Source organism: Hyphomicrobium denitrificans 1NES1 (assembly GCF_000230975.2).
Taxonomy (GTDB): domain Bacteria; phylum Pseudomonadota; class Alphaproteobacteria; order Rhizobiales; family Hyphomicrobiaceae; genus Hyphomicrobium_B; species Hyphomicrobium_B denitrificans_A.
This window is the reverse complement of the sequence record NC_021172.1, coordinates 3,372,201-3,395,295: the sequence shown is the minus strand read 5'-3', so window position 1 is coordinate 3,395,295 and position 23,095 is coordinate 3,372,201. Positions and strand designations below refer to the sequence as shown.

At 59.9% G+C, this 23,095-nt stretch carries 23 protein-coding genes; 12 read left to right on the top strand and 11 right to left on the bottom strand.

Features of this window, described 5'->3' with window-relative positions; translation table 11 throughout:
* The first annotated feature begins 23 nt into the window (after positions 1 to 23).
* Entirely contained in the window at positions 24 to 1,289 is a 1,266-nt protein-coding gene (mltA, locus tag HYPDE_RS16235; RefSeq protein WP_015599617.1) for a murein transglycosylase A, read from the top strand.
* Positions 1,286 to 1,921 (top strand): Smr/MutS family protein, encoded by a 636-nt coding sequence (locus HYPDE_RS16230; protein ID WP_015599616.1) that lies wholly within the window; start codon positions 1,286 to 1,288, stop codon positions 1,919 to 1,921. The genes mltA and HYPDE_RS16230 overlap by 4 nt, the downstream gene beginning before the upstream one ends.
* Before the next feature lie 10 nt (positions 1,922 to 1,931).
* Here the strand turns inward: HYPDE_RS16230 and HYPDE_RS16225 are convergent, their stop codons facing one another.
* Both HYPDE_RS16225 and HYPDE_RS16220 read right to left on the bottom strand, forming a co-directional pair.
* Positions 1,932 to 2,438 (bottom strand): hypothetical protein, encoded by a 507-nt coding sequence (locus HYPDE_RS16225; protein WP_015599615.1) that lies wholly within the window; start codon positions 2,436 to 2,438, stop codon positions 1,932 to 1,934.
* Positions 2,438 to 2,944: an RNA methyltransferase gene (locus HYPDE_RS16220; protein WP_015599614.1), complete on the bottom strand. Its 507-nt coding sequence runs from the start codon at positions 2,942 to 2,944 to the stop codon at positions 2,438 to 2,440. The genes HYPDE_RS16225 and HYPDE_RS16220 overlap by 1 nt, the downstream gene beginning before the upstream one ends.
* 53 nt (positions 2,945 to 2,997) lie before the next feature.
* On the opposite strand from HYPDE_RS16220, the gene HYPDE_RS16215 reads away from it, so the two are divergent.
* On the top strand, positions 2,998 to 3,975 hold the full coding sequence (locus HYPDE_RS16215) for an NADPH:quinone oxidoreductase family protein (RefSeq protein ID WP_015599613.1): 978 nt from the start codon (positions 2,998 to 3,000) through the stop codon (positions 3,973 to 3,975).
* 25 nt (positions 3,976 to 4,000) lie between these two features.
* Here the strand turns inward: HYPDE_RS16215 and thpR are convergent, their stop codons facing one another.
* Both thpR and HYPDE_RS16205 read right to left on the bottom strand, forming a co-directional pair.
* Positions 4,001 to 4,573 (bottom strand): RNA 2',3'-cyclic phosphodiesterase, encoded by a 573-nt coding sequence (gene thpR, locus HYPDE_RS16210; RefSeq protein WP_015599612.1) that lies wholly within the window; start codon positions 4,571 to 4,573, stop codon positions 4,001 to 4,003.
* A gap of 44 nt (positions 4,574 to 4,617) precedes the next feature.
* The gene (locus HYPDE_RS16205; protein WP_041321443.1) at positions 4,618 to 5,304 is read right to left on the bottom strand and encodes an arylesterase; all 687 of its coding nucleotides are present in this window, start codon (positions 5,302 to 5,304) and stop codon (positions 4,618 to 4,620) included.
* 74 nt (positions 5,305 to 5,378) lie between these two features.
* Between HYPDE_RS16205 and HYPDE_RS16200 the strand changes: the two genes are divergently transcribed.
* The 3 genes from HYPDE_RS16200 (at position 5,379) to HYPDE_RS16190 (ending at position 9,584) form a co-directional block, all read left to right on the top strand.
* The gene (locus HYPDE_RS16200; RefSeq protein WP_015599610.1) at positions 5,379 to 6,134 is read left to right on the top strand and encodes an ABC transporter ATP-binding protein; all 756 of its coding nucleotides are present in this window, start codon (positions 5,379 to 5,381) and stop codon (positions 6,132 to 6,134) included.
* Positions 6,131 to 8,713: an ABC transporter permease gene (locus HYPDE_RS16195; protein WP_015599609.1), complete on the top strand. Its 2,583-nt coding sequence runs from the start codon at positions 6,131 to 6,133 to the stop codon at positions 8,711 to 8,713. Before HYPDE_RS16200 ends, HYPDE_RS16195 begins: the two co-directional genes overlap by 4 nt.
* Positions 8,714 to 8,816: 103 nt before the next feature.
* A complete protein-coding gene (locus tag HYPDE_RS16190; protein WP_051112018.1) occupies positions 8,817 to 9,584 on the top strand; it encodes a Bax inhibitor-1/YccA family protein in 768 nt (255 codons plus the stop codon).
* Between the two features lie 77 nt (positions 9,585 to 9,661).
* Here the strand turns inward: HYPDE_RS16190 and HYPDE_RS16185 are convergent, their stop codons facing one another.
* Positions 9,662 to 10,048 (bottom strand): DUF2794 domain-containing protein, encoded by a 387-nt coding sequence (locus HYPDE_RS16185; protein ID WP_041320585.1) that lies wholly within the window; start codon positions 10,046 to 10,048, stop codon positions 9,662 to 9,664.
* 453 nt (positions 10,049 to 10,501) lie between these two features.
* Between HYPDE_RS16185 and HYPDE_RS16180 the strand changes: the two genes are divergently transcribed.
* Positions 10,502 to 12,583: a M3 family metallopeptidase gene (locus tag HYPDE_RS16180; protein WP_015599606.1), complete on the top strand. Its 2,082-nt coding sequence runs from the start codon at positions 10,502 to 10,504 to the stop codon at positions 12,581 to 12,583.
* A gap of 146 nt (positions 12,584 to 12,729) precedes the next feature.
* Here HYPDE_RS16180 and HYPDE_RS16175 read toward each other — a convergent pair whose 3' ends face one another.
* Entirely contained in the window at positions 12,730 to 13,497 is a 768-nt protein-coding gene (locus tag HYPDE_RS16175) for a DUF1223 domain-containing protein (RefSeq protein ID WP_015599605.1), read from the bottom strand.
* A gap of 222 nt (positions 13,498 to 13,719) precedes the next feature.
* Positions 13,720 to 16,434 (bottom strand): aconitate hydratase AcnA, encoded by a 2,715-nt coding sequence (acnA, locus tag HYPDE_RS16170; RefSeq protein ID WP_041320583.1) that lies wholly within the window; start codon positions 16,432 to 16,434, stop codon positions 13,720 to 13,722.
* Positions 16,435 to 16,671: 237 nt separating this feature from the next.
* Here acnA and ccmA point away from each other — a divergent pair, with 237 nt between their 5' ends.
* From ccmA to HYPDE_RS16140, 5 genes are all read left to right on the top strand, one after another.
* Positions 16,672 to 17,295, top strand: coding sequence for a heme ABC exporter ATP-binding protein CcmA (gene ccmA / locus HYPDE_RS16165; protein ID WP_015599603.1), 624 nt, complete (start codon positions 16,672 to 16,674; stop codon positions 17,293 to 17,295).
* Positions 17,292 to 17,957, top strand: coding sequence for a heme exporter protein CcmB (gene ccmB / locus HYPDE_RS16160; protein WP_015599602.1), 666 nt, complete (start codon positions 17,292 to 17,294; stop codon positions 17,955 to 17,957). The genes ccmA and ccmB overlap by 4 nt, the downstream gene beginning before the upstream one ends.
* A 297-nt stretch (positions 17,958 to 18,254) precedes the next feature.
* A complete protein-coding gene (locus HYPDE_RS16150; protein WP_015599600.1) occupies positions 18,255 to 19,010 on the top strand; it encodes a heme ABC transporter permease in 756 nt (251 codons plus the stop codon).
* 4 nt (positions 19,011 to 19,014) lie between these two features.
* The gene (ccmD, locus tag HYPDE_RS16145) at positions 19,015 to 19,185 is read left to right on the top strand and encodes a heme exporter protein CcmD (protein ID WP_041320582.1); all 171 of its coding nucleotides are present in this window, start codon (positions 19,015 to 19,017) and stop codon (positions 19,183 to 19,185) included.
* 37 nt (positions 19,186 to 19,222) lie between these two features.
* Positions 19,223 to 19,786, top strand: a complete 564-nt coding sequence (locus HYPDE_RS16140) for a DsbE family thiol:disulfide interchange protein (RefSeq protein ID WP_015599598.1) — start codon at positions 19,223 to 19,225, stop codon at positions 19,784 to 19,786.
* Between the two features lie 36 nt (positions 19,787 to 19,822).
* On the opposite strand, the gene HYPDE_RS16135 is transcribed toward HYPDE_RS16140, so the two are convergent.
* From HYPDE_RS16135 to pdxY, 4 genes are all read right to left on the bottom strand, one after another.
* On the bottom strand, positions 19,823 to 20,461 hold the full coding sequence (locus HYPDE_RS16135; protein ID WP_015599597.1) for a carbonic anhydrase: 639 nt from the start codon (positions 20,459 to 20,461) through the stop codon (positions 19,823 to 19,825).
* A gap of 17 nt (positions 20,462 to 20,478) precedes the next feature.
* Positions 20,479 to 21,672 (bottom strand): Na+/H+ antiporter NhaA, encoded by a 1,194-nt coding sequence (gene nhaA, locus HYPDE_RS16130; RefSeq protein WP_015599596.1) that lies wholly within the window; start codon positions 21,670 to 21,672, stop codon positions 20,479 to 20,481.
* Positions 21,673 to 21,797: 125 nt separating this feature from the next.
* Complete coding sequence (gene arsC / locus HYPDE_RS16125; protein ID WP_015599595.1) at positions 21,798 to 22,169, bottom strand: arsenate reductase (glutaredoxin); 372 nt, start codon at positions 22,167 to 22,169, stop codon at positions 21,798 to 21,800.
* A 22-nt stretch (positions 22,170 to 22,191) separates the two neighbouring features.
* Positions 22,192 to 22,992 carry a pyridoxal kinase gene (pdxY, locus tag HYPDE_RS16120; RefSeq protein WP_015599594.1) on the bottom strand — a complete coding sequence of 267 codons (801 nt, stop codon included), beginning with the start codon at positions 22,990 to 22,992 and terminating at the stop codon, positions 22,192 to 22,194.
* Positions 22,993 to 23,095 lie beyond the last annotated feature (103 nt).

Genomic DNA, 23,095 nt, shown 5'->3' with positions numbered 1-23,095 from the left:
GGATTGGGCACCAAGAGGCGCTCATGGCCATGGGAATGTGTGAACCCGGGTGGAAAGGCGCCGGACTTCCGCTCGCCGCTAGCATCCTGATAGGCTCGGCCACACTTCAGTTCATTGCCGAGCCGTCGATCGCCGGAACGCCAGCCAAAATGCAACCGAGCGCGGTGACGTTTGATCCCATAGCGTTCAGCGACATCGCGGGCTGGACCGAAGATAATCATTTGGCCGCCTGGAAAGCCTTTCTCGCCTCGTGCGGCCCGATTCTGAAGACAGCTCCTTCCGAACCGAAACCTGACGAACCCCGTTTCAAACAGGATCTGCTGAGCGTCTGCACGCTTGCCCTCGTCAAGGCTAAGTCGAACGGCGTCCGGACGCGTAAAGATGCCCGCCACTTTTTCGAAACGTATTTCCGCCCGCATCGCGTTTCCGGGGCAAAAGGCGCGGGCTTATTGACCGGATATTACGAGCCGCTGATCGAGGGATCGCGCGTCCGGACGGCCGAATTTGCGGTGCCGATCTATCGCCGTCCGCCCGACCTCGTGAACATCGTTTCGGAGAGCGAGCGCGGAGCCAAATCCTCTTCTCCGACGCATATGCGCAAGACCGACCGCGGGCTCGAACCTTTTCTGACTCGCGCTGAGATCGAGCAGGGCGGGCTCGCGGGCCAGGGCCTGGAGCTGATGTATTTCAAGGACCCGGTGGACGTTTTCTTCATGCAGGTTCAGGGGTCTGGGCGTGTCGAGCTGCCGGACGGGCAGAAAGTGCGCGTCGCCTACGACGGTAAGAATGGATATCCCTACACATCGATCGGCCGCGCCCTGATCGCGTCCCACGAGATCAGCGCCGAGATCATGTCGCTGAAAGCCCTGAAACGATGGCTGCACGCCAACGTCGAACGCGCCAGGGCGGTGATGTGGAAGAACAAATCTTACATCTTCTTCCGCGAACTGACGGGCGGCGACGCGAACGGCCCTGTCGGCGCGAATAGCATTCCGCTGCAGCCGCGGCGCAGCTTGGCGATCGATACCTCGTACTATGCGTTGGGGACGCCGATTTTCGTCGATGCCCCAGAGATCACACACGCAACAAAGAACGGCACGTTTCGCCAGCTGATGATCGCGCACGATGTCGGCTCTGCGATCAAAGGCCCCGAGCGCGGCGATATTTATTTCGGCTCGGGTGATGAGGCGGGACGTCTTGCGGGCATAACCAAGCAGACGGGGCACTTCATCGTGCTGCTGCCGGTCGAGCTCCCGCTTGAACACCATGTTGCAGGCGGCGTGCCGTGAAGAAGCCGCACGGGAAAGGCGGGCGCAGGGAACCCGCATCGAACGACGACGAAGACATCTGGAAATATGCTGCCGCTACGATCGAGCCACTGAAGCGAGCCAAGGCGCGCGTGCATTTAAGCGATCGCGTCACGACCGATGCTCCGAAACCGAAGACACCGCCGAAGCAGGAAAGCGAAAAAAAAACAGCGGCTTTCAAGCACGAAGCGGCTAAGCCTGCCCACCGAACTCCTGCCGCTTCTTCGCGGTGCGCTCCGCCCGATCTTTCTGAATTCGACCGCAACAGCGTCCGCAAAATTCGCGGTGGACGTATCGAAATCGAGGCGCGCGTCGACCTTCACGGGCTACGGCAAAGCGAAGCCCACGCAGCCCTCCGCGCGTTCCTTTTTCGCTGCCAGAGCCGCGGCCTGCGCTTCGTGCTCGTCATCACCGGCAAAGGCAAATCAGGAAGTGCGTCGGACAACCCTTACGAAAATTATGAAAACGAACGTGGCGTATTGAAACGCAACGTTCCGCGCTGGCTGGAAGAGCCGGATGTTCGCAGCATCGTCGTCAGCTATACGACGGCCGCCATTCGACATGGCGGCGAAGGCGCAATTTACGTGCATCTGCGTGCACGGCACCGGGCTTAGAGCAAACGCGTCAGAAACACGTTTCCTGAAGCTTTTGGAGCGCAACGCCGACGCCGGCAAGCGAATAGGTGTCCGTCACGGTCCCATGATCCGACGCAATTGCGACTGTCATCGAGCTACCCTTGCGCATGGCTTCGATCAGCTTCAGTTCCTGCGTCGAGTCCGAGACGAAAGCCCGGTCGTTGGACCCGAACAGCTTGAACCCGCCGGCACCGATGGACGCCGTTCCTTGCGCACTTTTCTTGATTTTGAATCCCATGCGGAAACTGACCTCGCCCCGGATGCCGTCCTTCGGCCATGCGGAGATATAGGCACGCGGCGCCTCGCGCTGTGCATTATTGGGTGTGCTCGACTTCGGTTGGCTGGTGACAAAGCAAAAGAGATGCGGCGTCTCGGAGTCGGTGAGAAGCATCCAATCCCCGTACGTGTCGACACGTGTCATCGTCTCCGCCCCGAGCGACGCCGAGGCGACTACAAAAAAAGGTAAAGCCGCGAGAAAGCGCCGCGGTCCGTGCATCAAGGTCCCCCTTCGCCGATTGGCCGATCGGCGAAACGTGCCAGAGATTTAATGCGATCATACATCACGATCGCCCCGGCCATCGCAACATTGATGCAAAAGCGTGTGGGGATTTTGATCACATAATCGCAGCGTTCGACGAGCGGCTCCGATAGTGATCCGAGCTCCGGGCCAAGGACATAGGCTGCCCGCAGCGGATGCCGGAAGCTTGGAAGATCGATTGCGTCATCCAGAAGTTCGATTCCGACGAGCTTGCAGCCGCCCGGCAGCGCCATGTCGTCAGGCGTCGCCCAATTGTAATGCGGCAGATGCAATTGGCTTTTGGAGGTGTCGGCGTGCGCTTCGGCGGCCTTGTAGGTCGCGCCGACGGTAAACGTGAAGCTCGCCCCAAACGCGTGCGCCGATCGCATCAGGTTGCCAAGATTGAGCGACTTTGACATGCGTTCGGCTCCAATGGCGAAGTAGCCCTTCGGATGCGGTGGCCAAGTCGTTGCTTTTCTTGACATTGCCTCGCGCTCATGTGTGTCAGAGAAGTGTCTAACGGCAGGGGACGTCACATATGAAGGCAGCTCTTTGCAAGAGCCTTGATGGGCCACAAAGCCTCATCGTCGAGAGACAGCCGGAGCCGGTGCCCAAACCCGGCCAGGCGATCGTCAATGTAAAAGCCATCGGCTTGAACTTCGCCGATACGCTGATCACGCGTGGCAAATACCAGTTCAAGCCCGATTTGCCCTTCTCGCCGGGCGCTGAGATCGCCGGCGTCGTCGAATATGTCTCTGACCCGAGTTCGGCGATTTCACCCGGTCAACGTGTCATGGCCTATGTGAACTGGGGCGGCGCTGCAGAAAGGATCGCGGTCGACGCGCAAGCGCTCATTCCGATCCCGGACGATGTACCGATGGCAGTGGCCGCCGGACTTTCCGTTACCTACGGCACGGCGATGCATGGCCTGCGCGATCGCGGCCGATTGTGTGAAGGCGAGACCGTCGTCGTCACGGGTGCGGCCGGCGGCGCTGGGCAAGCCGCCGTCGAAATCGCCAAGCTGATGAACGCGCGCGTCGTCGCCGTCGCATCATCTCCCGAAAAATGCGAAATCGCGATACGAGCCGGTGCCGACAAAGCCATTCTCTTTCCCGGCAGCGATCTGAAAACCGAGGTCCGTGCATTGACCGGTGGCGACGGCGCCGACGTCATCTACGATTGTATTGGAGGAAACGCTGCTGAGCCATTGATCCGAGCCTTGGCTTGGCAGGGGCGATTTCTCGTCGTCGGATTCGCAGCGGGCGAGATTCCAAAAATCCCGATCAACCTCCTCCTACTGCGCGGGTCGGAAATGGCGGGCGTGTTCTGGGGCGAGTCGGTCCGCCGCGATCCGGCACGGCATCGCGCCAACATGCTTCAGCTTCTCGACTGGGTTGCGGCAGGGCGGCTTTCGCCCCGTATCCACGCGACCTATCCGCTTGAGCGTATCGTCGAGGCCCTGGGTGTGCTGGAGCGCCGCGAAGCCACCGGCAAGGTCGTGTTGACGATCGAATAGGCAAATCGTTCGCGAATTCTAGCTATCACCAGCTTGCTTCGCCGTCCTCGCTGAGGAATTCCATGCCGCGCACGGGAAACCGATCTTCGATTCCATAGGGGCCGCCTCCGACGCTCGGCCGCGACGACATCAACAGTGTACGCGCCACGAAGAAGGACTCAGACCGATACCCGCCGTAACGCGTCAAAAACCGCGCGACGGCTTCGGCGTTCGAATGTTTCAGGCGTGCCAGCGTCACATGCGGACGGAAAGCACGCGTTTCGGGCGCTAGGCCGGCATTTCGTGCAGCCTTTTCATGCGCGCGCGCGAGATCTTCGAGTTTCGCCTCCGGCTCGACACCCGCCCAGATCGCGTGCGGATCGTCGCCGCCGAATGCACCGAGCCCGGAAATGCGAAGCTCGAAGCCATCGGTTTCTATGTTGGCGAGATTGGCGGCAAACTCGCGCGCTTTTGCGTTATCGATATCGCCCGCGAATCTGAGCGTGATGTGATAGCTCTCAGGCGCGATCCACCGGGCGCCCGGCAGTGGCATGCGCAGACGGTGAAGCTCGTCTCGAATGTCGTCGGGGATCTCGATGGCGGTGAATAGTCGAGGCATCGGGAACCTCCTTAGCTAGCGATGGCGAAATGATGGTGACGATCCTAGTTTGCCGCCGTTTTCCGCTGTGAGATGCGTTGAATGAGCGCTTCAACGTCGGGCGTGATCCGCTTGACGACCTCGGCAATGCCGCTAGCCGTAGGATGCAGCCCATCGGGTTGCGAGAAAGCGGGATCGAGCGCCACACCGTCGAGGAAGAACGGGTAGAGCGTAACACCATATTTCGCAGCAAGATCGGTATAGATTGCGTCGAACGCTTTGGCGTAGTCTTCCCCCCAATTGTTCGGCGCCTTCATGCCTGTAAGAAGGACATCGATACCTTTTGACTTGAGTGCGGACAGCATCTTGTCGAGGTTCGCGCTGGGTTCTTTGGGATCGATCCCGCGCAAGGCGTCGTTGGCGCCGAGTTCGAGGATGACGCCATCGGGTTTCGGCTGCATCGCCCAGTCGAAACGGCGGAGACCGTCGGCGGTCGTGTCTCCCGAAACGCCGGCGTTGACGATCATGACCTTGTAGCCCTTGGCCTGAAGCGCCATCTGAAGCTGCGCCGGAAACGATTCGCTGGCCTTGAGACCGTACCCTGCCGTAAGGCTGTCGCCGAAGGCAACGAGGGTGATGGGCTTCGGCGCGTCGGCTCGGGCTGGGAGCGGCGCGGCAAAGACCGCCATGATTGAGAGGGCAAATGTCACGACCAACGCCGGAGCCGCTTCGAGCACGTGGCGCACGTTCATTTTTCGGCCCCACCGATCACGCAAATCATTGATCTGACGTAGAGCCTCGATTTCCAAGTGACAAGTCCTGCGCAATGACAAAATCCGTCATCCGCACCGAGCAAGGCAACCAAAGTTTGAACGAACCCATCATCCAGCTCGACGATGTGCATCTGACTCTGACGAGCAAAGCCGGCCCGGTACATATCCTGCGCGGCATCTCGATCGGCATTCCTGCCGGTCAGCCTGCGGCGATCGTAGGACCGTCGGGCTCCGGAAAAACTTCGCTCCTGATGGTGATGGCAGGCCTAGAACGCGCGAGTAGCGGCACGGTCGCAATCGCCGGTCGCGAGCTGACGCGATTGTCTGAAGATGACCTCGCCGTGCTTCGTGGGGCCGAGATGGGAATTATCTTCCAATCGTTTCACCTCGTCCCGACGATGACCGCGCTTGAGAACGTCGCCTTGCCGATGGAGCTTGCAGGCGAGAGCGACGCCTATAAAAACGCGCGCGAGCTTTTACAGGAAGTCGGCCTCGCGGCGCGCACCGAGCACTATCCCGCTGAGCTTTCAGGCGGCGAGCAACAGCGCGTCGCCATTGCCCGTGCTCTGGTTCGCGAACCGCGCATTATCTTTGCCGACGAGCCGACCGGCAATCTCGACGGCCGCACCGGTCGCCAGATTATCGATCTCCTTTTCGGTTTGCGTCGGCGCCGCAACGCAACGCTCGTGATCGTCACGCATGACGATCATCTGGCCGGTATGGCGGACCGGATCATTCGCATGTCCGATGGTTCGGTTGCCTCTGACGAATCGATCGGATCCTCGGCAGTTCGTGCGGTATCGCCGTGACGCTTGCCCTCGAACCGCGCACAAATCTGACGCCATCCCGCTGGTCAGGCCTGAAAACGATTTTGAAGCTCGGTGCACGCGAGCTGCGCAGCGGGCTTAAAGGATTCCGCATCTTCATCGCCTGTCTTGCGCTGGGCGTGATGGTGATTGCAGCTGTCGGAGCGCTCGCCGATGCTTTGCGTGCTGGGCTCGCGAGCCAGGGCGAAACCATTCTTGGTGGCGACGTAACGTTCGCGCGCATGCATAACCGCGCGTCTCCGGAGGAATGGGCACTCTTCCGCACCCTCGGGCGCGTCAGTGAGACGTCGACGATGCGGACGATGGCGCGTCGCCTCGACGGCTCGGATCAGGCCTTGGCAGAGTTGAAGGCTGTCGATGCTGCCTATCCCTTGTCAGGTGAAACGACGATCGAGGACGGCAAATCCTTCCGCGATGCGATTACTGACAACGGCGCCGTCGTCGATCCCATGCTTCTCGAACGCCTTGGCCTGAAGGTCGGCGAACGCTTCCGCATCGGCCAGGCAGAAATCGAAGTTCGCGGCGTCTTGAAAGCCGAGCCCGATGCCGTTGCGGATCGCCTGACTTACGGTCCTCGGATTTTCGTCTCGTTGGCCACGCTCGATAAAACTGCGCTCGTAAAACCGGGGACGCTCATTCGCTGGCGCTATGCCGTCAAGCTCCCGCCCGATGCGCCGTCGGATAGAGAAACCCTCGCGAATCTCAGGAAATCCGTCGAACAAAAGCTGCCCACGGCGGGCTTTACCAGTGTCGACCGCTATGATCCCTCGCCCCAAATCACGCGCACGCTGGAACGGCTCCGCCAATTCCTGATCCTCATAGGACTCGCATCGCTGCTTGTCGGTGGCGTCGGCATTGCGAGCGCCGTCGCGACATTTATCGACAAGCGCGTCAAGGTCGTCGCGACGTTTCGTAGTCTCGGCGCATCCGGTACGCAGATCGTCGGCATCTTCCTGGTTCAGATCGTCTTGATGGCCGCCATCGGCATCACCATCGGGCTCGCGCTCGGCATCGCGGCGCCGCCGCTCGTCGAAGGCTTTTACGGTGACCTATTGCCGGTCCATGCGGGCATTCAAGTATCTCCGGGAAGTCTCGGAATTGCGGCGCTCTACGGCTTGCTCGTGGCACTCATCTTTGCGCTTTGGCCGTTGGGCCGCGTCGAGAACGTCCGCGCCGCCGTGCTCTTTCGCGATTCGATCAACGCCGTCAGTGGTCGCCCACGCACATCAATCGTTATCGCGACGGCGGCGCTGACCGCATTGTTGTTCGCCATTGCCGTCGCGACGTCCGAACCGCATAACATCGCCGTCTATATCGCAATCAGCCTTGTCGTCATGCTTGCCGTCTTCGGATGGCTCGGCGGCGCTATCGCACGTCTTGTGAAGCGCATCCCTCGACCCTCGGCGCCTGAGCTGGCACTGGCGCTGCGGAACATCGCGGCGCCCGACGGACTGACGCGATCTGTCATCCTGTCGCTTGGAACGGGACTTTCGCTGCTGGTCGCCGTCGCGCTGGCAAACGCCGCTCTGGTCGCGGACCTCAATGAGCGGCTTCCGGAACAGGCGCCGGATTATTTCCTGCTCGACATCGCACCTGATGAGTTCGATGCGGTGAAAGCTAAGATCCTTAGGGACATTCCAGGCACGAAGCTGATCGACGCGCCGATGCTCAGAGGCCGGCTGGTTTCGCTGAAGGGCACGCCGGTCGAAAACGCCAAAGTCCCGGCCGACGTCCAGTGGGTTTTGAACGGCGACCGCGGCCTGAGCTACGCTGACACGATACCCGAGGGCTCGGCGCTGACGGCTGGCTCATGGTGGCCCAAGGATTATCAGGGCCCGCCGCTTGTTTCGTTCGAAGGTGAGATTGCCAAAAAGCTTGGGCTTGGGATCGGCGACAGTGTGACGGTCAACGTCCTTGGCCGCAACGTCGAGGCCAAAATCGCCAATCTGCGTGAGGTCAACTGGGAGAGCCTGGCGCTCAACTTCATCATGGTGTTCTCACCGAACACGCTGTCGGCGGCACCGCATAACATGCTGGCAACGCTGCGGCTTCCCTCTGCAACCTCGCGCACGGTGGAAACCGCAATGGTCCGGGACCTGGGGCGCGCCTATCCCTCGGTCACAGCGATCCGCGTCCGCGACGCCATCGATCAGTTCAACAAGATCGTCGCGAAGGTCATGGTCGCCGTCCAGGCTGCGGGCAGCGTGACTCTGGCGGCCGGCGCGCTGGTGCTGGCGGGAGCCCTTGCGACCGCGCAGCGGCGGCGCATCCTCGAAGCCGTCATCTTAAAAACGATCGGCGCCCGACGGCGCCAGATCCTGAAAGCCCACGCCTTCGAGTATGCGCTGCTGGCGGTCATCGCAGCGTCGGTTGCGATTGCGCTCGGGAGCCTGATTGCCTGGGTCGCAGTCACCCGTGTCATGGAGATCGATTTCGTTTTCTCGGTAAACGCCGTTCTCGAGACGCTGGCCATCGCCGCGCTGATGATCACCGCCTTCGGAGGTATCGGCACCTGGGCCGTTCTAAGGGCGCCACCAGTCCCTTATCTCCGCTCCGAGTAAAAATTAACCTGTTGTTTTGGAGGCCTTGAAAGGCCAGCATACCGGGATCATATCTAGCGCAAGTGCGGCGGTTTGCGCCGCTTCAAACGAGGATTTTACGACCATGGCTGAAGTTTTTACGCGACCGACTGGGCCAATCGGCGGCGCGAGAACATCCGGCGCATTAGACCAGGGGCTGCGCTCGTTCATGCTCGGCACCTACAACTACATGGCGCTCGGCGTGGCCGGAACGGCTGTCGTCGTGATGCTGTTGATGGCCAACCCGGCCCTGATGCAGGCCATCGCGCTGGGCCCGATGAAATGGGTGATCTTCGCCGCGTTGCTGGGTCTGGGCTGGTTTGCACCTCGCCTGTTCTTCTCAGGCAGCACGGCCATGGCGCATGGCGCCTACTGGGCCTACTGCGCGCTCTGGGGCATCCTGATCTCGCCGATGATCGAAATGTTCGTCGCGCGCGGCCTCTCCGGCCTGATCGGTCAGGCGTTTTTCATCGCTGCAGCGACGTTTGCGGCGACGAGCCTCATCGGCTACACGACGAAAAAGGACATGACGGGCTGGAGCGGTTTCCTGTCGATGGCGTCGATCGGCTTGATCATCGCGATGCTGGTCAGCTTCTTCTTCGTGACCGACCCGGGCACGAGCAAGACCGTGAGCTTGGTCATCTCGTCGATCGTCGTTCTGCTCTTCTCGGTCGTGACGGCCTTTGAGACGCAGGCGATCAAGTCGATGTATATCGAGAGTGCCTCCTACGGCGGCGAAGAGCAGTTGAAGCGCTCGTCGATCTTCGGTGCGTTCATGCTCTACGGTTCGTTCATCACCCTGTTCATTCACATCCTGAACATCCTGGGTCTGATGAACAGCAACAATAGCTAAACGGACAACATGTCCAAAAGCGAAAGGCCCCGGAATCCGGGGCCTTTTTTATATTCCGCTCCCGCCGCCATACATAGTCATGGAGCCACGAGATCCAGTCTGTCTTCGAGCACGCTGAGCACGCGCTTCAGATCGTGCCCGCGCTTCATGATGAGGCCCCCCGCGGCGATGACGCTGTAGGCGCCCTGCTTGCGCGCCAGCCGCAGATCCTTTTCGATGCGGTAGAGCGCATATTCGCTTGCTCGACGGTAGACGGAAAAGACGGCCTTATCGCGCAACAGATCAATCGCGTAGTCTCGCCACGCGCCGGACGCGACCTTGCGCCCATAGAGATCGAGGATGGCGGTAAGCTCATGCCTGTCGAAGGAAGTCGGCCGTCCGGACTCCGGACCGAGTGTATCGGGAGTCGCGTGTTGGCCCGCGCGCCGCGGGCGGAAAACTATCGGATCGGTTGTCTCGTTCAAATCGAGTCGTCCGTTGCTGACTCGTGGAAGGATCGCCCCAATACACGGCGAAAGCAAGGGCCAGCTTGCCGAGTAGGATTGTAGAGACTCCTTGGCACGGAATTACCTCGCGCCCGACAAATTCGCGACGACCAACTGGCCATAATCCGCCGTATTGGAACGCGATAGAAATAACCGTTGCCCGAGGCCTTGCTTCAACGACCGGCTCTGGACACTCAGCCCCCCAGCCCCCCGGGGCCAAAGTTTCGGAGCTAGGTCTCTGGGCAACCCTCCTGATACCCCTCTCCCGTCTTGGCTCCCCATCCAAGACGGATCCATCTGCCAATTGCCTTTGAAGGGCCGGACTGATCCGGCCCTTTTTTATTGCGCATTACAGATCGTTATTTGGGACAACGGAAAAAACCGTGCTTATATACAGTTACGTCGAGGGGGAAATTGGATAGCGTTCACAATATGATAGCTCACGCACGAAAACCGGCGGCCAAGGCGCCGCCAAAGTCCGCCGTTAACCCGTTGATCGCAAAGTGGAATAGCCCGTTCGCCCTCCCGCCCTTCGATAAGATTGAGATTCGCCACTTCAAGCCCGCGTTGGAAGCAGCGTTTCGTCAGCATAATGCCGAGATCGAAAGGATCGCGTCGAATCCGGCGAGACCGACTTTCGCGAATACGATCCTGGCGCTCGAAAAGAGCGGATGGCAACTCTCCAGCGTCGCATCGGTCTTCTGGAACCTCGAGGGCTCCGACTCAACACCGGAATTGCAGGAGGTCGCGCGCGACATGGCTCCGCGCTTTGCGGCTCATGAGACGCGCATTCTGCTCGACAAACGCCTCTTCAAGAGGATCGATGATCTTTTCGAGCGTCGTGAATCGCTGAAGCTCAGCGACGAAGATCGTCGCGTCCTCGAACGCCATCACCTGGAATTCGTCCGCGCGGGTGCGCGCCTGTCGTCTGCGGAAAAATCGCGCGTCAAGGAAATCAAGGCACGGCTCGCGACGCTTGTCACCCAATTCATGCAGAACGTGCTGAAGGATGAGCAGTCTTGGCAGCTGGTTCTTGAAGACGAAAACGATCTCGCGGGGCTGCCTTCGACGCTCAAGGAGAACGCCGAGCGTGCAGCTGCCGATGCGGGCATTAAGGGCAAGGGACTTATCACGCTTGCGCGCTCAAGCGTTGAAGGGTTCCTGACCTTCTCAAGCCGCCGCGACCTGCGCGAGCAGGCATTCGAAGCCTGGGTCAAACGCGGCGCCCATGACGGCGATACCGATAATCGCCAGATCGTGGCCGAGGCCGTCGCCTTGCGCGCCGAATATGCGCGTCTGATGGGCTTTAAATCCTTCGCGGAGTTCAGCCTGCAGGACACGATGGCCAAGACACCCGCTGCTGTCGCCGATCTGCTGCAGGGAGTCTGGCGCAAAGCCGTTAAACGCGCGAGCGAAGAACACGGCGCGCTTCTCGCCGAAGCCCGCGCGAGCGGGGATAATTCGCTGATCATGCCCTGGGATTGGCGCTACTATGCCGAGAAGGTACGAAAAGCCAAATACGATCTCGACGAATCCAGGCTGCGGCCATACTTGAAGCTCGACAATATAATCCGCGCGGCGTTCGATTGTGCGACGCGGTTGTTCGGCCTGCGCTTCAAGGAACGTAACGACCTGCCGCGCTATCATCCCGAAGTCCGAACCTGGGAAGTCCTAAGCAAATCCGGCGCCCACGTCGGCATTTTCATGGCTGATTATTTTGCGCGGCCGTCGAAACGCTCAGGCGCCTGGATGTCGGCCTTCCGTTCGCAGCATAAGCTCGCCAAGGGCCAGTCGCCCGTCATCGTCAACGTTCTGAACTTCGCCAAGGGCGCTGACGGCGAGCCGGCGTTGCTGTCATTCGACGATGCACGCACGTTGTTTCATGAGTTCGGCCACGCCCTGCATGGGCTGCTGTCCGACGTCACTTACCCGTCGATCTCGGGGACTGCGGTATCGCGCGATTTTGTCGAACTGCCGTCGCAGCTCTACGAGCACTGGTTGTCGACGTCGGAAGTACTCGAAAAACACGCGCTTCACTATAAGACCGGCAAGCCGATGCCGAAAGCGCTGCGCGATCGTTTGTTCGCTGCGCGGAATTTCAATCAGGGATTTGCGACGGTCGAATACACCTCGTCGGCGCTCGTCGATATGGCGCTCTATTCGGCCGAAGGAAATCCGATCGGCGACGTCGAAGGCTTCGAACGCGAGACCTTGAAGGACATCGGCATGCCGGACGAGATCGTGATGCGGCACCGCATCCCGCATTTCATGCATATCATGTCGAGCTATGCCGCCGGCTATTACAGCTATCTGTGGTCGGAAGTGATGGACGCCGACGCCTTTGCGGCGTTCGAAGAAGCGGGCGATGTATTCCATCGCGCGACAGCGAAGAAGCTCTACGAGTACATTTATTCGGCCGGCAACCGGCGCGATCCGCACGCTGCCTACGTCGCATTCCGCGGCCGCCCTCCGAAGATCGACGGGCTGTTGAAAAAGCGTGGCTTGGCAGCTTAACTTTTCGCGCATTCAAATTCTACTCCATGGCCGGGCCTGACCCGGCCATCCAGAGCCGATTGTTTCGAAGATTGAGTGTGCCGCTCTGGATGGCCGCCTCGGAGGGCGGCCATGACGTAGAGAGAGGGGAAACAAGCGTCAGAGCCCTACCACAGCCCGGCGAGCGTTCCGCCGATGATTGGACCGCTACGGTCCTCCTGCAGCAGCACAACGATCTTTTGAACCTCGGCTTGCATCAGAGCGGCGCGTGGTAGCTGAATCTCGAGCGGTTGCCCCTTCCAGATGCCGATGGGCGTCAGCTCGCGCACGATATTTGTGTAGGTGAGCTGCTTTCCTTCGTTCTCACCCTGTTTGACATCGACCGTCCCCGACGTCTGCACGACACCGAGCCAGATCGTCGCTTCCCGCGGCGCGTGCCCCGGCTCTTCTCCGCCCAATGCGAAATTGAGCGTATTGCGCTCCTGCCAGAACCGCACGGGAATGTGCTGCGGTCCAGCTTTCGTGGATGTGCTTTCAATGGCCTGGTTGATTTCGGCCACCGATGCACCGTTGACGTGGGCTTCGCCGTTGACGATAGCCTGCGGCGTGTAAATAGAGCCATCGCCGCGGGCACGAGCGTAGTTCCGCTGACGGTCACTATTACGGGATGAGCCGAACGTATCCTTCCAGCCCAGGTAATTCCAATAATCGACGGGAAGCGAAAGCGCGATGATCGAGGGATCGGCTGAAAGCTTTTTCAGCACGGCATCCGCTGGCGGGCACGATGAACACCCTTGGCTCGTATAGAGTTCGACGACGGCACGCGGAATGACGGCCGGCTGCCCTGCCCTGGAGGGTTCCTGGGCGGCAGACGGCGCGGCGGTTGCGGCAGCTATCGGAGCCAGAAGTGCCAGAACGGTACTGCGAAAACGCATTGCTGCTCGCCCAGATGAGGTGACGCCTTAACCCCCGTCATCTCTTTTAGCCTCTAGCCCTGCTTCCAAAAAGTGAAAGGCGCGAAAACCATGTCACGAACGGGTGAGGCACGCGAGATTTCGTCCCGTCAACGTAAACCGTTAGGTGAAAATGTCGATAAGGGTAAGGGGCGTGAAACCCCTTACCTTGCTATCCGGACGGAAAGAAGCGCGCGGGGATGCTTACGCAGCCAGGTTGCGCAGCACGTAGTGCAGAATGCCGCCGTTCTTGAAATATTCGATCTCGTCGAGGGTATCGATACGGCAGAGCACAGGCACCTCGATTGACGTACCGTCGGCCCGCGTGATCGTCAGATTGACGACCTCGCGCGGCTTGACCTTGGCAAGTCCTCGGATCGTCACTCGCTCGTCGCCCTTGAGGCCGAGCGTCTGCCAGGAAGTCCCTTCCTGGAAGGTGAACGGCGCCACGCCCATGCCGACGAGGTTCGAGCGGTGAATGCGCTCGAACGACTGCGCAACGACGGCGCGCACGCCGAGAAGGTTGGTTCCTTTCGCCGCCCAGTCGCGCGATGAACCGTTGCCGTATTCAATTCCGGCAAACACGACGAGCGGCACGCCGTCCTGCTCGTAAAGCATCGCAGCGTCGTAGATCGCCATCTCCTTGCCGGACGGATAGTGGATTGTCAGGCCGCCTTCCTTCACGTTGCCGTTGGCATCCTTCACCATCGCATTCTTGATGCGGATGTTGGCGAACGTGCCGCGCATCATCACTTCGTGGTTGCCGCGCCGCGTGCCGTACTGATTGAAGTCGATCGGTTGCACACCGTGCTCGAGCAAATAACGCCCGGCCGGGCTCGACGTCTTGATCGAGCCGGCAGGCGAGATGTGGTCAGTCGTGATCTTGTCGCCGAATAGTCCGAGGATTCGCGCATCGACAATGTCGCCGACCGGCTTCGCCTCGCGCCCGATGGTCTGGAAGTAGGGTGGATTCTGAACGTACGTCGATTGCCCGTTCCAGCCGTAGGTCAGGCCGCCGCTGATCGCGATCGACTGCCAGTTGTTGTCGCCCTTGAAGACATCGGCATAGCGTGCCTTAAACATGTCGCGTGTGATGTTTTCGGCAATGAATTTCTGGATCTCCTGCGTCGTCGGCCAGATCTCTTTGAGATAGACGGGCTTGCCGTCGCTGCCCGTTCCGATGGGTTCTTTCGTGAGATCCTTCAGCACTGTTCCCGCTAGGGCATGAGCGACGACGAGCGGAGGAGACGCGAGATAGTTCGCCTGCACATCGGGGCTGACACGGCCCTCGAAGTTCCGGTTGCCCGAGAGAACCGCCGCTGCGACGATGCCATTATCGTTGATGGCTTTCGACAGCTCCGGCGCCAACGGGCCGGAGTTTCCGATGCAGGTGGTGCAGCCGAAGCCAACGAGATTGAATCCGATCTTGTCGAGATAAGTCTGCAATCCCGACTGGGCGAGATACGCGGCGACGACCTGCGATCCAGGCGCGAGAGAAGTTTTCACCCACGGCTTGCTCGTCAGTCCCCGCGCGACGGCATTGCGAGCGAGAAGCCCGGCCGCAATCAAAACACTCGGATTCGACGTGTTCGTGCAGCTCGTGATAGCGGCGATCACGACATCGCCATGCCCGATATCGTAGGATTTCCCCTCGACCGGAACGCGCTTTTGAGCTTCGTCGGGTTTTTTGTATTCCGATACAAGCGCCGTCTCGAACCCGCTCTTGATTTCGCCGAGTGCAAGGCGGCCCTCCGGCCGTTTCGGTCCGGCCATCGACGGCACGACGGCGCCGAGATCGAGTGCCAGCGTGTCGGTAAAGACGGGATCGGCCGCACCGGACTCGCGGAAAAGTCCCTGCGCCTTGCAATAGGCTTCGACAAGCGCAATGCGGTGCGCGTCGCGCCCCGACATCGTGAGATAGTTGATCGTCTCCTTGTCGACGGGGAAGAAGCCACACGTCGCACCGTATTCCGGCGCCATGTTGCCGATCGTCGCGCGGTCGGCGAGCGTCATGCTGTCAAGGCCGGGGCCGTAGAACTCGACGAATTTGCCGACGACGCCCTTCTTGCGCAGCATCTGCGTGACGGTCAGAACCAAGTCCGTCGCCGTCACGCCTTCGTTGAGCCTGCCGGTCAGCCGGAAGCCGATGACTTCCGGAATGAGCATCGACTGCGCCTGACCGAGCATCGCCGCTTCCGCTTCGATACCGCCAACGCCCCAGCCGAGCACTGCAAGCCCGTTGACCATCGTCGTATGGCTGTCCGTGCCGACGAGCGTGTCGGGATAGGCAACCGTCGAGCCGTCGGACATTTGCTTCGTCCAGACCGTCTGCGCCAGGTATTCGAGATTGACCTGATGGCAGATGCCGGTGCCTGGCGGCACGACGCGGAAATTGTGAAACGCGCCCTGGCCCCACTTCAAGAAGTTGTAGCGTTCGCCGTTGCGCGCGTATTCGAGCGCCACGTTGTCGGCGAGCGCCTTCGGCGTTCCGAATTCATCGACGATCACGGAATGGTCGATGATGAGATCGACCGGCACCAGCGGATTGATCTTGGCCGGATCGCCGCCGAGCTTCGTCATGCCGTCGCGCATAGCGGCGAGATCGACAACCGCCGGAACGCCGGTGAAGTCCTGCATCAGGACGCGCGCCGGCCGGAAGCCGATTTCCTTTTCCTTTTTGCCCTTGTTATCGAGCCATTCTGCCATCGCCGCGATGTCGGCTTTCGTCACCGTGCGCCCGTCCTCGTGGCGCAACAGGTTCTCAAGCAGAACCTTCATCGAATAAGGGAGCTTGGAAATACCCTTGAGGCCATTGGCCTCGGCATCGGGCAACGAATAGTAAACGTAGGGTTTGCCCTCGACAGTGAGGGTCTTGCGGCAATTGAAACTGTCGTTGGACGAGGGTGTGAGTGCGCTCAAGGTCAGGCCTCCGAAAGAGAAAGACGAAGGGCTGCGCCGCCGGAGTGCCGGCGGATCGAGGACATCCCGCGGAATCTTCAGCGATGCCGCGCGATCCCCGCTTTTGCGCTAGCGAAGGATACAACGTGCCTTTTATATAATCCTTCGCAAAAGTGAACCCCTTCACGTTTTGGCGATGGCGTCGCAGTCAAAATGCGACAGTTATTGCTTGTCCCGCAGCCTTGGAATCCTGTCCCTGTGCAACTCATCGCCGAAGATTTGATCATAGAACGGGGTGGTCGCATCGTTATCGACGGCCTGTCGTTTGCCGTCTCGGAGGGTGAAGCCTTGGTCCTGTCGGGAGCCAACGGCGCTGGAAAAACGACTCTGCTCAGAACTGTCGCAGGCTATATCCGGCCATCGAGCGGCTCGGTTCACCTCGACGGTGGCGACAGTGAGCTGACGATTTCGGAGCAGGCGCATGTCGTCGGACATGCCAATGCCGTCAAATCGAGCCTGACCGTGTTCGAGAACGCCGCCTTCTGGTCGGAATATTTGAGCGGCAGCGTCGCGGATGCCGAGTCCATCGAGCGCGCGCTTCGCCATTTCGGATTGGATGATCTCGCAGAGTTTCCGGCGGCTTATCTCTCGGCGGGACAAAGACGGCGGCTGGGTCTCGCGCGGCTTCTGCTAGCGGTCCGCCCCGTGTGGCTTCTCGACGAGCCGACAGTGTCGCTCGATATTGCATCATCGGACCGGCTCGTTGCCGCCGTCAACGACCACACACGCGCTGGCGGCCTGGCGATTATTGCGACGCATTTGCCGCTGGCGCTCGAGCGCGTCCGGACTTTGACTATCATTTCCCGAAGGATGGCCGCGTGACAAGCTTCTGGGCGCTCGTTCGCCGCGACCTTAGACTAGCCATCCGCGAAGGCGGTGCCATAGGCACGGCGTTGGGATTCTTCCTTGTCGTCGTGTCGCTCATGCCGCTCGGCCTCGGACCGGACCTTAATCTCTTAGCGCGCATCGCAGCCGGCATATTGTGGATTGCGCTTCTGCTGGCGGCACTCCTGTCGCTCAATCGCATTTTCGAAACCGACTACGAGGACGGCACGCTCGACGTGCTCGCAACGGGGCGGCTGCCCCTCGAGCTTGTTGCGGCTGCGAAGGCATTGGCGCACTGGATCACGACGGGCATTCCGCTGGCGCTCCTAGCACCCGTGCTCGGAATTTTGCTCAACCTCGATCTCAGGTCCTATCCGATCCTGGTTGCAACGACGCTCGCCGGAACGCCGGCCGTGAGCTTTCTCGGAGCCATAGGCGCGGCATTAACGGTGAAGGCGCGGCGCGGCGGCCTGTTGTTGGCGCTCGTCGTTTTGCCGCTTTATATCCCGACGCTGATTTTCGGCATATCGGCAGTTGGCGCTGTCATGGGACCCGCCGGGATGGGTGCGGCGTTTCTGATCCTGACGGCCATATCGCTGGCAGCGGTGGTTCTTGGTCCTATCGCGGCGGCGGCGGCCCTTCGTATACAACTTCAATAAACATCGGAAAAATTGGTCGCGACAACCATCTCGGCGTCATTCCTGCCGCCGGTTATCAGCTCTTTTCTGCTCGTAGACTGCGAGCTTCCGAGGGCTAGATGGAGGCTTCTGATGTGGAATTTTTTGCTCTTTCGAGCGTATGCCGACGTAGCGGTGGCGCTGATAGAATCTAACCTACCCGGCCATTTGATGCTGCTATGTTTCTGCTTCACGATCCTAGCCATGTTGCTGATTTTTAAGCCTCGGCGGCCACGTCGTTGATTGCGCTGAAACAGGGAAAGGCTTACATCCCGGTCCATGCAGACGCTGACGCAGCAACTGGCCAATCCGACGCGCTTCATGGGGCTTTCCGCGCGTGTTCTTCCTTGGGCATCGGGCATTGCGGCCGGCCTGATCGCGGTTGGGATTTATCTCGCGTTCTTCGATTCTCCTGCTGACTATCAGCAGGGCGAGACCGTTCGCATCATGTATATCCACGTGCCGTGCGCGTGGCTCTCGATGATGATCTACGGTCTGATTGCAATGTCGAGCTTCGGGCTTCTCGTATTCAGACATCCCCTTGCCGACGTCTCGGCAAAAGCCGCTGCTCCACTCGGCGCGGCGTTTACGTTCTTGGCCTTGCTGACGGGATCGCTCTGGGGCAAGCCCATGTGGGGCACCTATTGGGTCTGGGACGCGCGGCTGACGTCGGTGCTGATCCTCTTCTTCCTCTACCTCGGTCTGATTGCGCTCAGAGCCGCGCTCGAAGACGAATCCGCGGGTGCAAAACTGACCGCGATACTCGCACTTGTCGGTGTGACGATCCTCCCGATCATCAAGTTCTCGGTCAACTGGTGGAACACGCTGCATCAACCCTCGACGGATTTTACCGCGACGGTCGATCCAAGCATGCGCTGGCCGCTGCTCGTGATGGCGCTGGGATTTACGGTGCTGTTCTTCGCGATGCATTTGAAGGCCATGCGGAACGAGATTATGCGCAGGCGCGTGAAGGCCATGCGTGCCCAAGTCGTTGCCGGTCGTGACCGCCTCGCCGCCTCGGGGGTTGCAAGCTAAGCTCATGGACCTCGGACCGCACGCCGCCTTCATCTGGATTTCGTATGCCGCCGTAACATTCGTTGTCGCGGGACTTGTCGCCTGGCTCATTTTCGATGGCAAAAAACAAGCCGCCGCGATCGATGCGCTCGAAAAACGCGGCGCCAGACGGCGCTCGATGAGTGCCGTGGAGTGATGCTGTGAACCAAGGTCGATCGAAACTCTTACGCTTATTGCCGGTGCTTTTTTTCGCAGTTGTCGCAGGATTCTTCGCGATGGCACTGCGCTCAGGCGATCCTTCGCTTCTCCCTTCGACGCTCGTCGGCAAAGAGGTCCCGAAAGGAGTTTTTCCACCCATCGAGGGACTCGAAGCAACGAACGGCAAACCCGAGGCCGGCTTTACCAGTGCCGATCTTGCCAAGGGTAAAGTTTCCGTCGTCAACTACTGGGCATCATGGTGCGTCCCGTGCATCGAGGAGCACCCGTTTCTCGAAAAGCTGAAAACCATGACGGATGTCGATATTTACGGGATCAACTATAAGGACGGCGCCGCTGCGGCGCGCCGTTTCATCGGCCGCTTCGGCAATCCGTACACGGCCGTCGGTACGGATGCGCAGGGCCGCGCCGCCATCGACTGGGGCGTCTACGGGACGCCTGAAACGTTTGTTGTGAACGGCAAGGGCCAGATCGTCTACAAGCACGTCGGCCCGATATCCGAGGATTCGCTCAAAAAGAAATTGCTTCCGGCAATTGAAAAAGCCCGCACGGTCGCGGGCCCGACGGCGTCTGGCTCGTAATGAACCGGTCGACCATCCGATGAGAAAAAAACCGCTTTAGAGCGGTTGGAATACCTTGGTCTCGTTGTCGTAAACGCTGAGCATACCTGACGCGATATCGAAATGTGCGCCGTGGAGCTGCAGCGTTCCTTTCTCTTCTCGCTCGCGCACGAACGGAAACGTCCGTAGATTTTTCAGCGACTGCATGACGCCCTCTTGCTCAAGCGCGCGCTGCTTGGCCTCGGGCGAGGCATTCGGGTTGGACCGAAGGACGGCAAGACGCGCTTCGTCCAGCATCGACATCCAGCGCGAGATAAACTGAGCTTCCGTCTGAACGGCAGCATTCTGATCCCAGGCCGCCTTGATGCCGCCGCAGCCGGAATGACCGATGACAATGAGATGGTGAAGATTGAGGTTTAGAATCGCAAATTCGATGGCCGAACTGACGCCGTGATAGTTGCCGCCGGTTTCGTAGGGTGGAACGAGATTGGCGATGTTGCGCAGGACGAAGAGCTCGCCCGGCATGGCGCTGAAGATCGTCTCGGGATCGACGCGGCTGTCTGAGCAAGAAATGACCATGGTTTGGGGGTCCTGCCCCTGCGTTGCAAGTCTTTCGTAGTGAGCAGCATTCGGCGTGAAATGCCGGAACTTGAACCGGCGATAGCGATCGGCAAGCGAATCGGGAAAGCTCTTCATTATATTTTTTCTCCTGCTCAGGATCCGTCACGCAGCGTCACGCCTTTTCTCAAGCGGTTGTTGGTTCTTAACAGAACGATATATCCGAGAATTGCCGACACCGAGGAGCCTGTCAGCACGCCGAGCTTGACGTGGCCGCTCGTTTGCGGATCAGGGAATGCCAACATGCCGATGAAAAGGCTCATCGTGAAGCCGATACCGCCAAGAATGGCTGTGCCGAATAGCTGCATCTCCGTCGCGCCATTCGGTCGCGCTCCGAGGCCGCTCCGAATGGCTGCGCGGGCAAAGCCGTAGATTCCGAGCGGTTTGCCGATGATGAGTCCAAGCGCAATGCCGAGCGAAATCGGGGACGTGAAATCTCTCACGGATATTCCGGAGAAAGATATTCCGGCGTTGGCAAATGCGAAAATCGGGAGAATGAGGAAGCTCACCCAGGGCGCCAAGCGATGTTCGAGGTTTTCGAGCGGACCTTCTTGGCCCTTGGCATTCCTCAATGGCACCGCGAGTGCCGTCGCGACACCGGCCAGCGTCGCGTGGACACCCGATTTCAAGACGCATAGCCACACGAAGGCGCCGACGAGAACGTAGGCCCAGACCCGCATCACGTTCCTGTGGTTGAGAAGGGCAAGGCCGGCGACACCGGCAAAGGCGAGCGCCAGCGCAGAGAACGATAGATCACCAGTATAGAAAAACGCTATGATGAGAATTGCGCCGAGATCGTCGATGATAGCGAGCGCCAGCAGAAAAACCTTGAGGCTCTGCGGCACACGCGAGCCGAGCACGGCAAGAACGCCCACGACAAACGCAATGTCTGTTGCCGCCGGTATAGCCCAGCCTTTGAGAGCAACGCTATTGTCCCAATTAATGGCGGCATAGATCAGCGACGGTGCGATCATGCCGCCCAACGCAGCAATCACCGGAAGCAACGCAGCTCTTCGGTTCGACAACGCACCGCGCAGAATCTCGCGCTTGATCTCGAGCCCGACGACAAAAAAGAAGACCACCATCAGGGCGTCGTTGATCCAATGCAGCAGAGACTTGGACAAAACGAACGGTGTGACGCCGATCGAGACTGGCAGTGCCAGCACTCTTTCATAATCGTCGTTAAACGCCGAATTGGCGGCGATGAGTGCGAGTACCGCGGCGCCGAGAAGCGCCAGTCCAGCGGCGGCTTCGCGACTCACGCCCGTCGCGGTCGTTTCCGGCTTCATGTGCGGCCTTTGATTTCCCCGATCCGACAAACGTAGGTAGCGTGAGTGGCTTGAGCAAGCAAAAGATTGAACCGCCTCGCCGTATCGCGTGTCTGAAGCTGATGTACCGATACGTGACGCGCGACCTACGTTTTACGGGCGCGTGCTTTAGGCAGGATTTCGAGAACCGTTTCTGACGGACGGCACAGGCGCGTTCCGAGCGGCGTGACGACGATCGGACGATTGATCAGAATCGGATGAGCCATCATCGCATCGATGATCGTCTTGTCGTCGAGGCTCAAGTCGGCAAGCCCGAGGTCTTCGTATGGCGTTCCCTTTTGCCGAAGCAAGTCGCGCGGCGTGATGCCCATCGCTTTGATCAGTTCAACGAGTTCTTTCCGTGTTGGCGGCGTCTTCAGATATTCGATCACACGGGGTTCTTCGCCGTGTTCGCGGATCATCGCCAGCGTGTTGCGCGATGTGCCACAAGCCGGATTATGATAGATCGTAATCGTCATTGGACGTCCTTTCCGTCTTTCGTCATGACGAAAGCCATGCCCAGTCGATCTGCGGCAGCATGAGACGGTCACTACCGCGGCTGGCCTCCACGCCGTAGTTGACTCCTTGAATCGCGTGAGTCCATGCGTCCGTCACGGAAGCGCCGCGCAACAAGCGCGCCGTCAGGAAACCGGTGAACAAATCGCCCGTACCGTGTGGCACATCGGAGAGTTTTTGGACCTTGCTGACAAGGACATTGCCGCTGTTGACCAGAACGTTGGCGAGTTCATCGGGTCCCGATGGAATCGAAGTCGCGGCAACGATCGGGCACGATAAGGCAAGCGCAGCCTGCGTCGTGTCGTCGATGGACTGGACATTTGCGCGCGTCAGCCAACCGAGTTCGAAGCGGTTGGGCGTCACGATGTCGGCGAGTGGAACCAGCGTATCGCGCACGACGGCCGCCGCTGCCGCATCGATATAAAGACCCTCCGGATCATCGCCGAGAATAGGATCACAGACATAAACGATCAGCGGACTGATCTCGCGCATCCGTTTGACGATACGCGCAACCAAGGTCGCATGCCCGACGGACGGCAAATAACCCGAAAGCACCGCATCGAACGTACCGAGCCAGCCGTTTGCCTCGATCGCGGCGATCATCTTTTCGAGCACCGCCGGTTCGAGGATGACGCCTGCGCAATGCTCGCGCGCCGGATGATTGGACAAAACGACGGTCGGCAGCGCCACGACCTCGATCCCGGCGCGCTGCAGAGGGGCGATGGTAGGGGCGAGCCCGACCGTATCTTGCGCGACGTGCGATGAAATAACGAGAATTCGGCGCATGGTCCTGATTGCACTTGAAGATCGCAGATCGGCCTGCCAAGCCGGCTGCAGGCGCCAAGCCTTCTAACATGGGTTGCTCGCAGTGCAGCCGGCTATATATGCG

Excerpts from the sequence above, each read along its gene's own strand:
- mltA (WP_015599617.1), top strand. The coding sequence starts at position 24 with ATGGCCATGGGAATGTGTGAACCCGGGTGGAAAGGCGCCGGACTTCCG.
- HYPDE_RS16225 (WP_015599615.1), bottom strand. The coding sequence starts at position 2,438 with ATGCACGGACCGCGGCGCTTTCTCGCGGCTTTACCTTTTTTTGTAGTC.
- HYPDE_RS16220 (WP_015599614.1), bottom strand. The coding sequence starts at position 2,944 with ATGTCAAGAAAAGCAACGACTTGGCCACCGCATCCGAAGGGCTACTTC.
- HYPDE_RS16215 (WP_015599613.1), top strand. The coding sequence starts at position 2,998 with ATGAAGGCAGCTCTTTGCAAGAGCCTTGATGGGCCACAAAGCCTCATC.
- thpR (WP_015599612.1), bottom strand. The coding sequence starts at position 4,573 with ATGCCTCGACTATTCACCGCCATCGAGATCCCCGACGACATTCGAGAC.
- HYPDE_RS16205 (WP_041321443.1), bottom strand. The coding sequence starts at position 5,304 with ATGAACGTGCGCCACGTGCTCGAAGCGGCTCCGGCGTTGGTCGTGACA.
- HYPDE_RS16200 (WP_015599610.1), top strand. The coding sequence starts at position 5,379 with ATGACAAAATCCGTCATCCGCACCGAGCAAGGCAACCAAAGTTTGAAC.
- HYPDE_RS16190 (WP_051112018.1), top strand. The coding sequence starts at position 8,817 with ATGGCTGAAGTTTTTACGCGACCGACTGGGCCAATCGGCGGCGCGAGA.
- HYPDE_RS16180 (WP_015599606.1), top strand. The coding sequence starts at position 10,502 with ATGATAGCTCACGCACGAAAACCGGCGGCCAAGGCGCCGCCAAAGTCC.
- HYPDE_RS16175 (WP_015599605.1), bottom strand. The coding sequence starts at position 13,497 with ATGCGTTTTCGCAGTACCGTTCTGGCACTTCTGGCTCCGATAGCTGCC.
- HYPDE_RS16150 (WP_015599600.1), top strand. The coding sequence starts at position 18,255 with ATGCAGACGCTGACGCAGCAACTGGCCAATCCGACGCGCTTCATGGGG.
- ccmD (WP_041320582.1), top strand. The coding sequence starts at position 19,015 with ATGGACCTCGGACCGCACGCCGCCTTCATCTGGATTTCGTATGCCGCC.
- HYPDE_RS16135 (WP_015599597.1), bottom strand. The coding sequence starts at position 20,461 with ATGAAGAGCTTTCCCGATTCGCTTGCCGATCGCTATCGCCGGTTCAAG.
- nhaA (WP_015599596.1), bottom strand. The coding sequence starts at position 21,672 with ATGAAGCCGGAAACGACCGCGACGGGCGTGAGTCGCGAAGCCGCCGCT.
- arsC (WP_015599595.1), bottom strand. The coding sequence starts at position 22,169 with ATGACGATTACGATCTATCATAATCCGGCTTGTGGCACATCGCGCAAC.
- pdxY (WP_015599594.1), bottom strand. The coding sequence starts at position 22,992 with ATGCGCCGAATTCTCGTTATTTCATCGCACGTCGCGCAAGATACGGTC.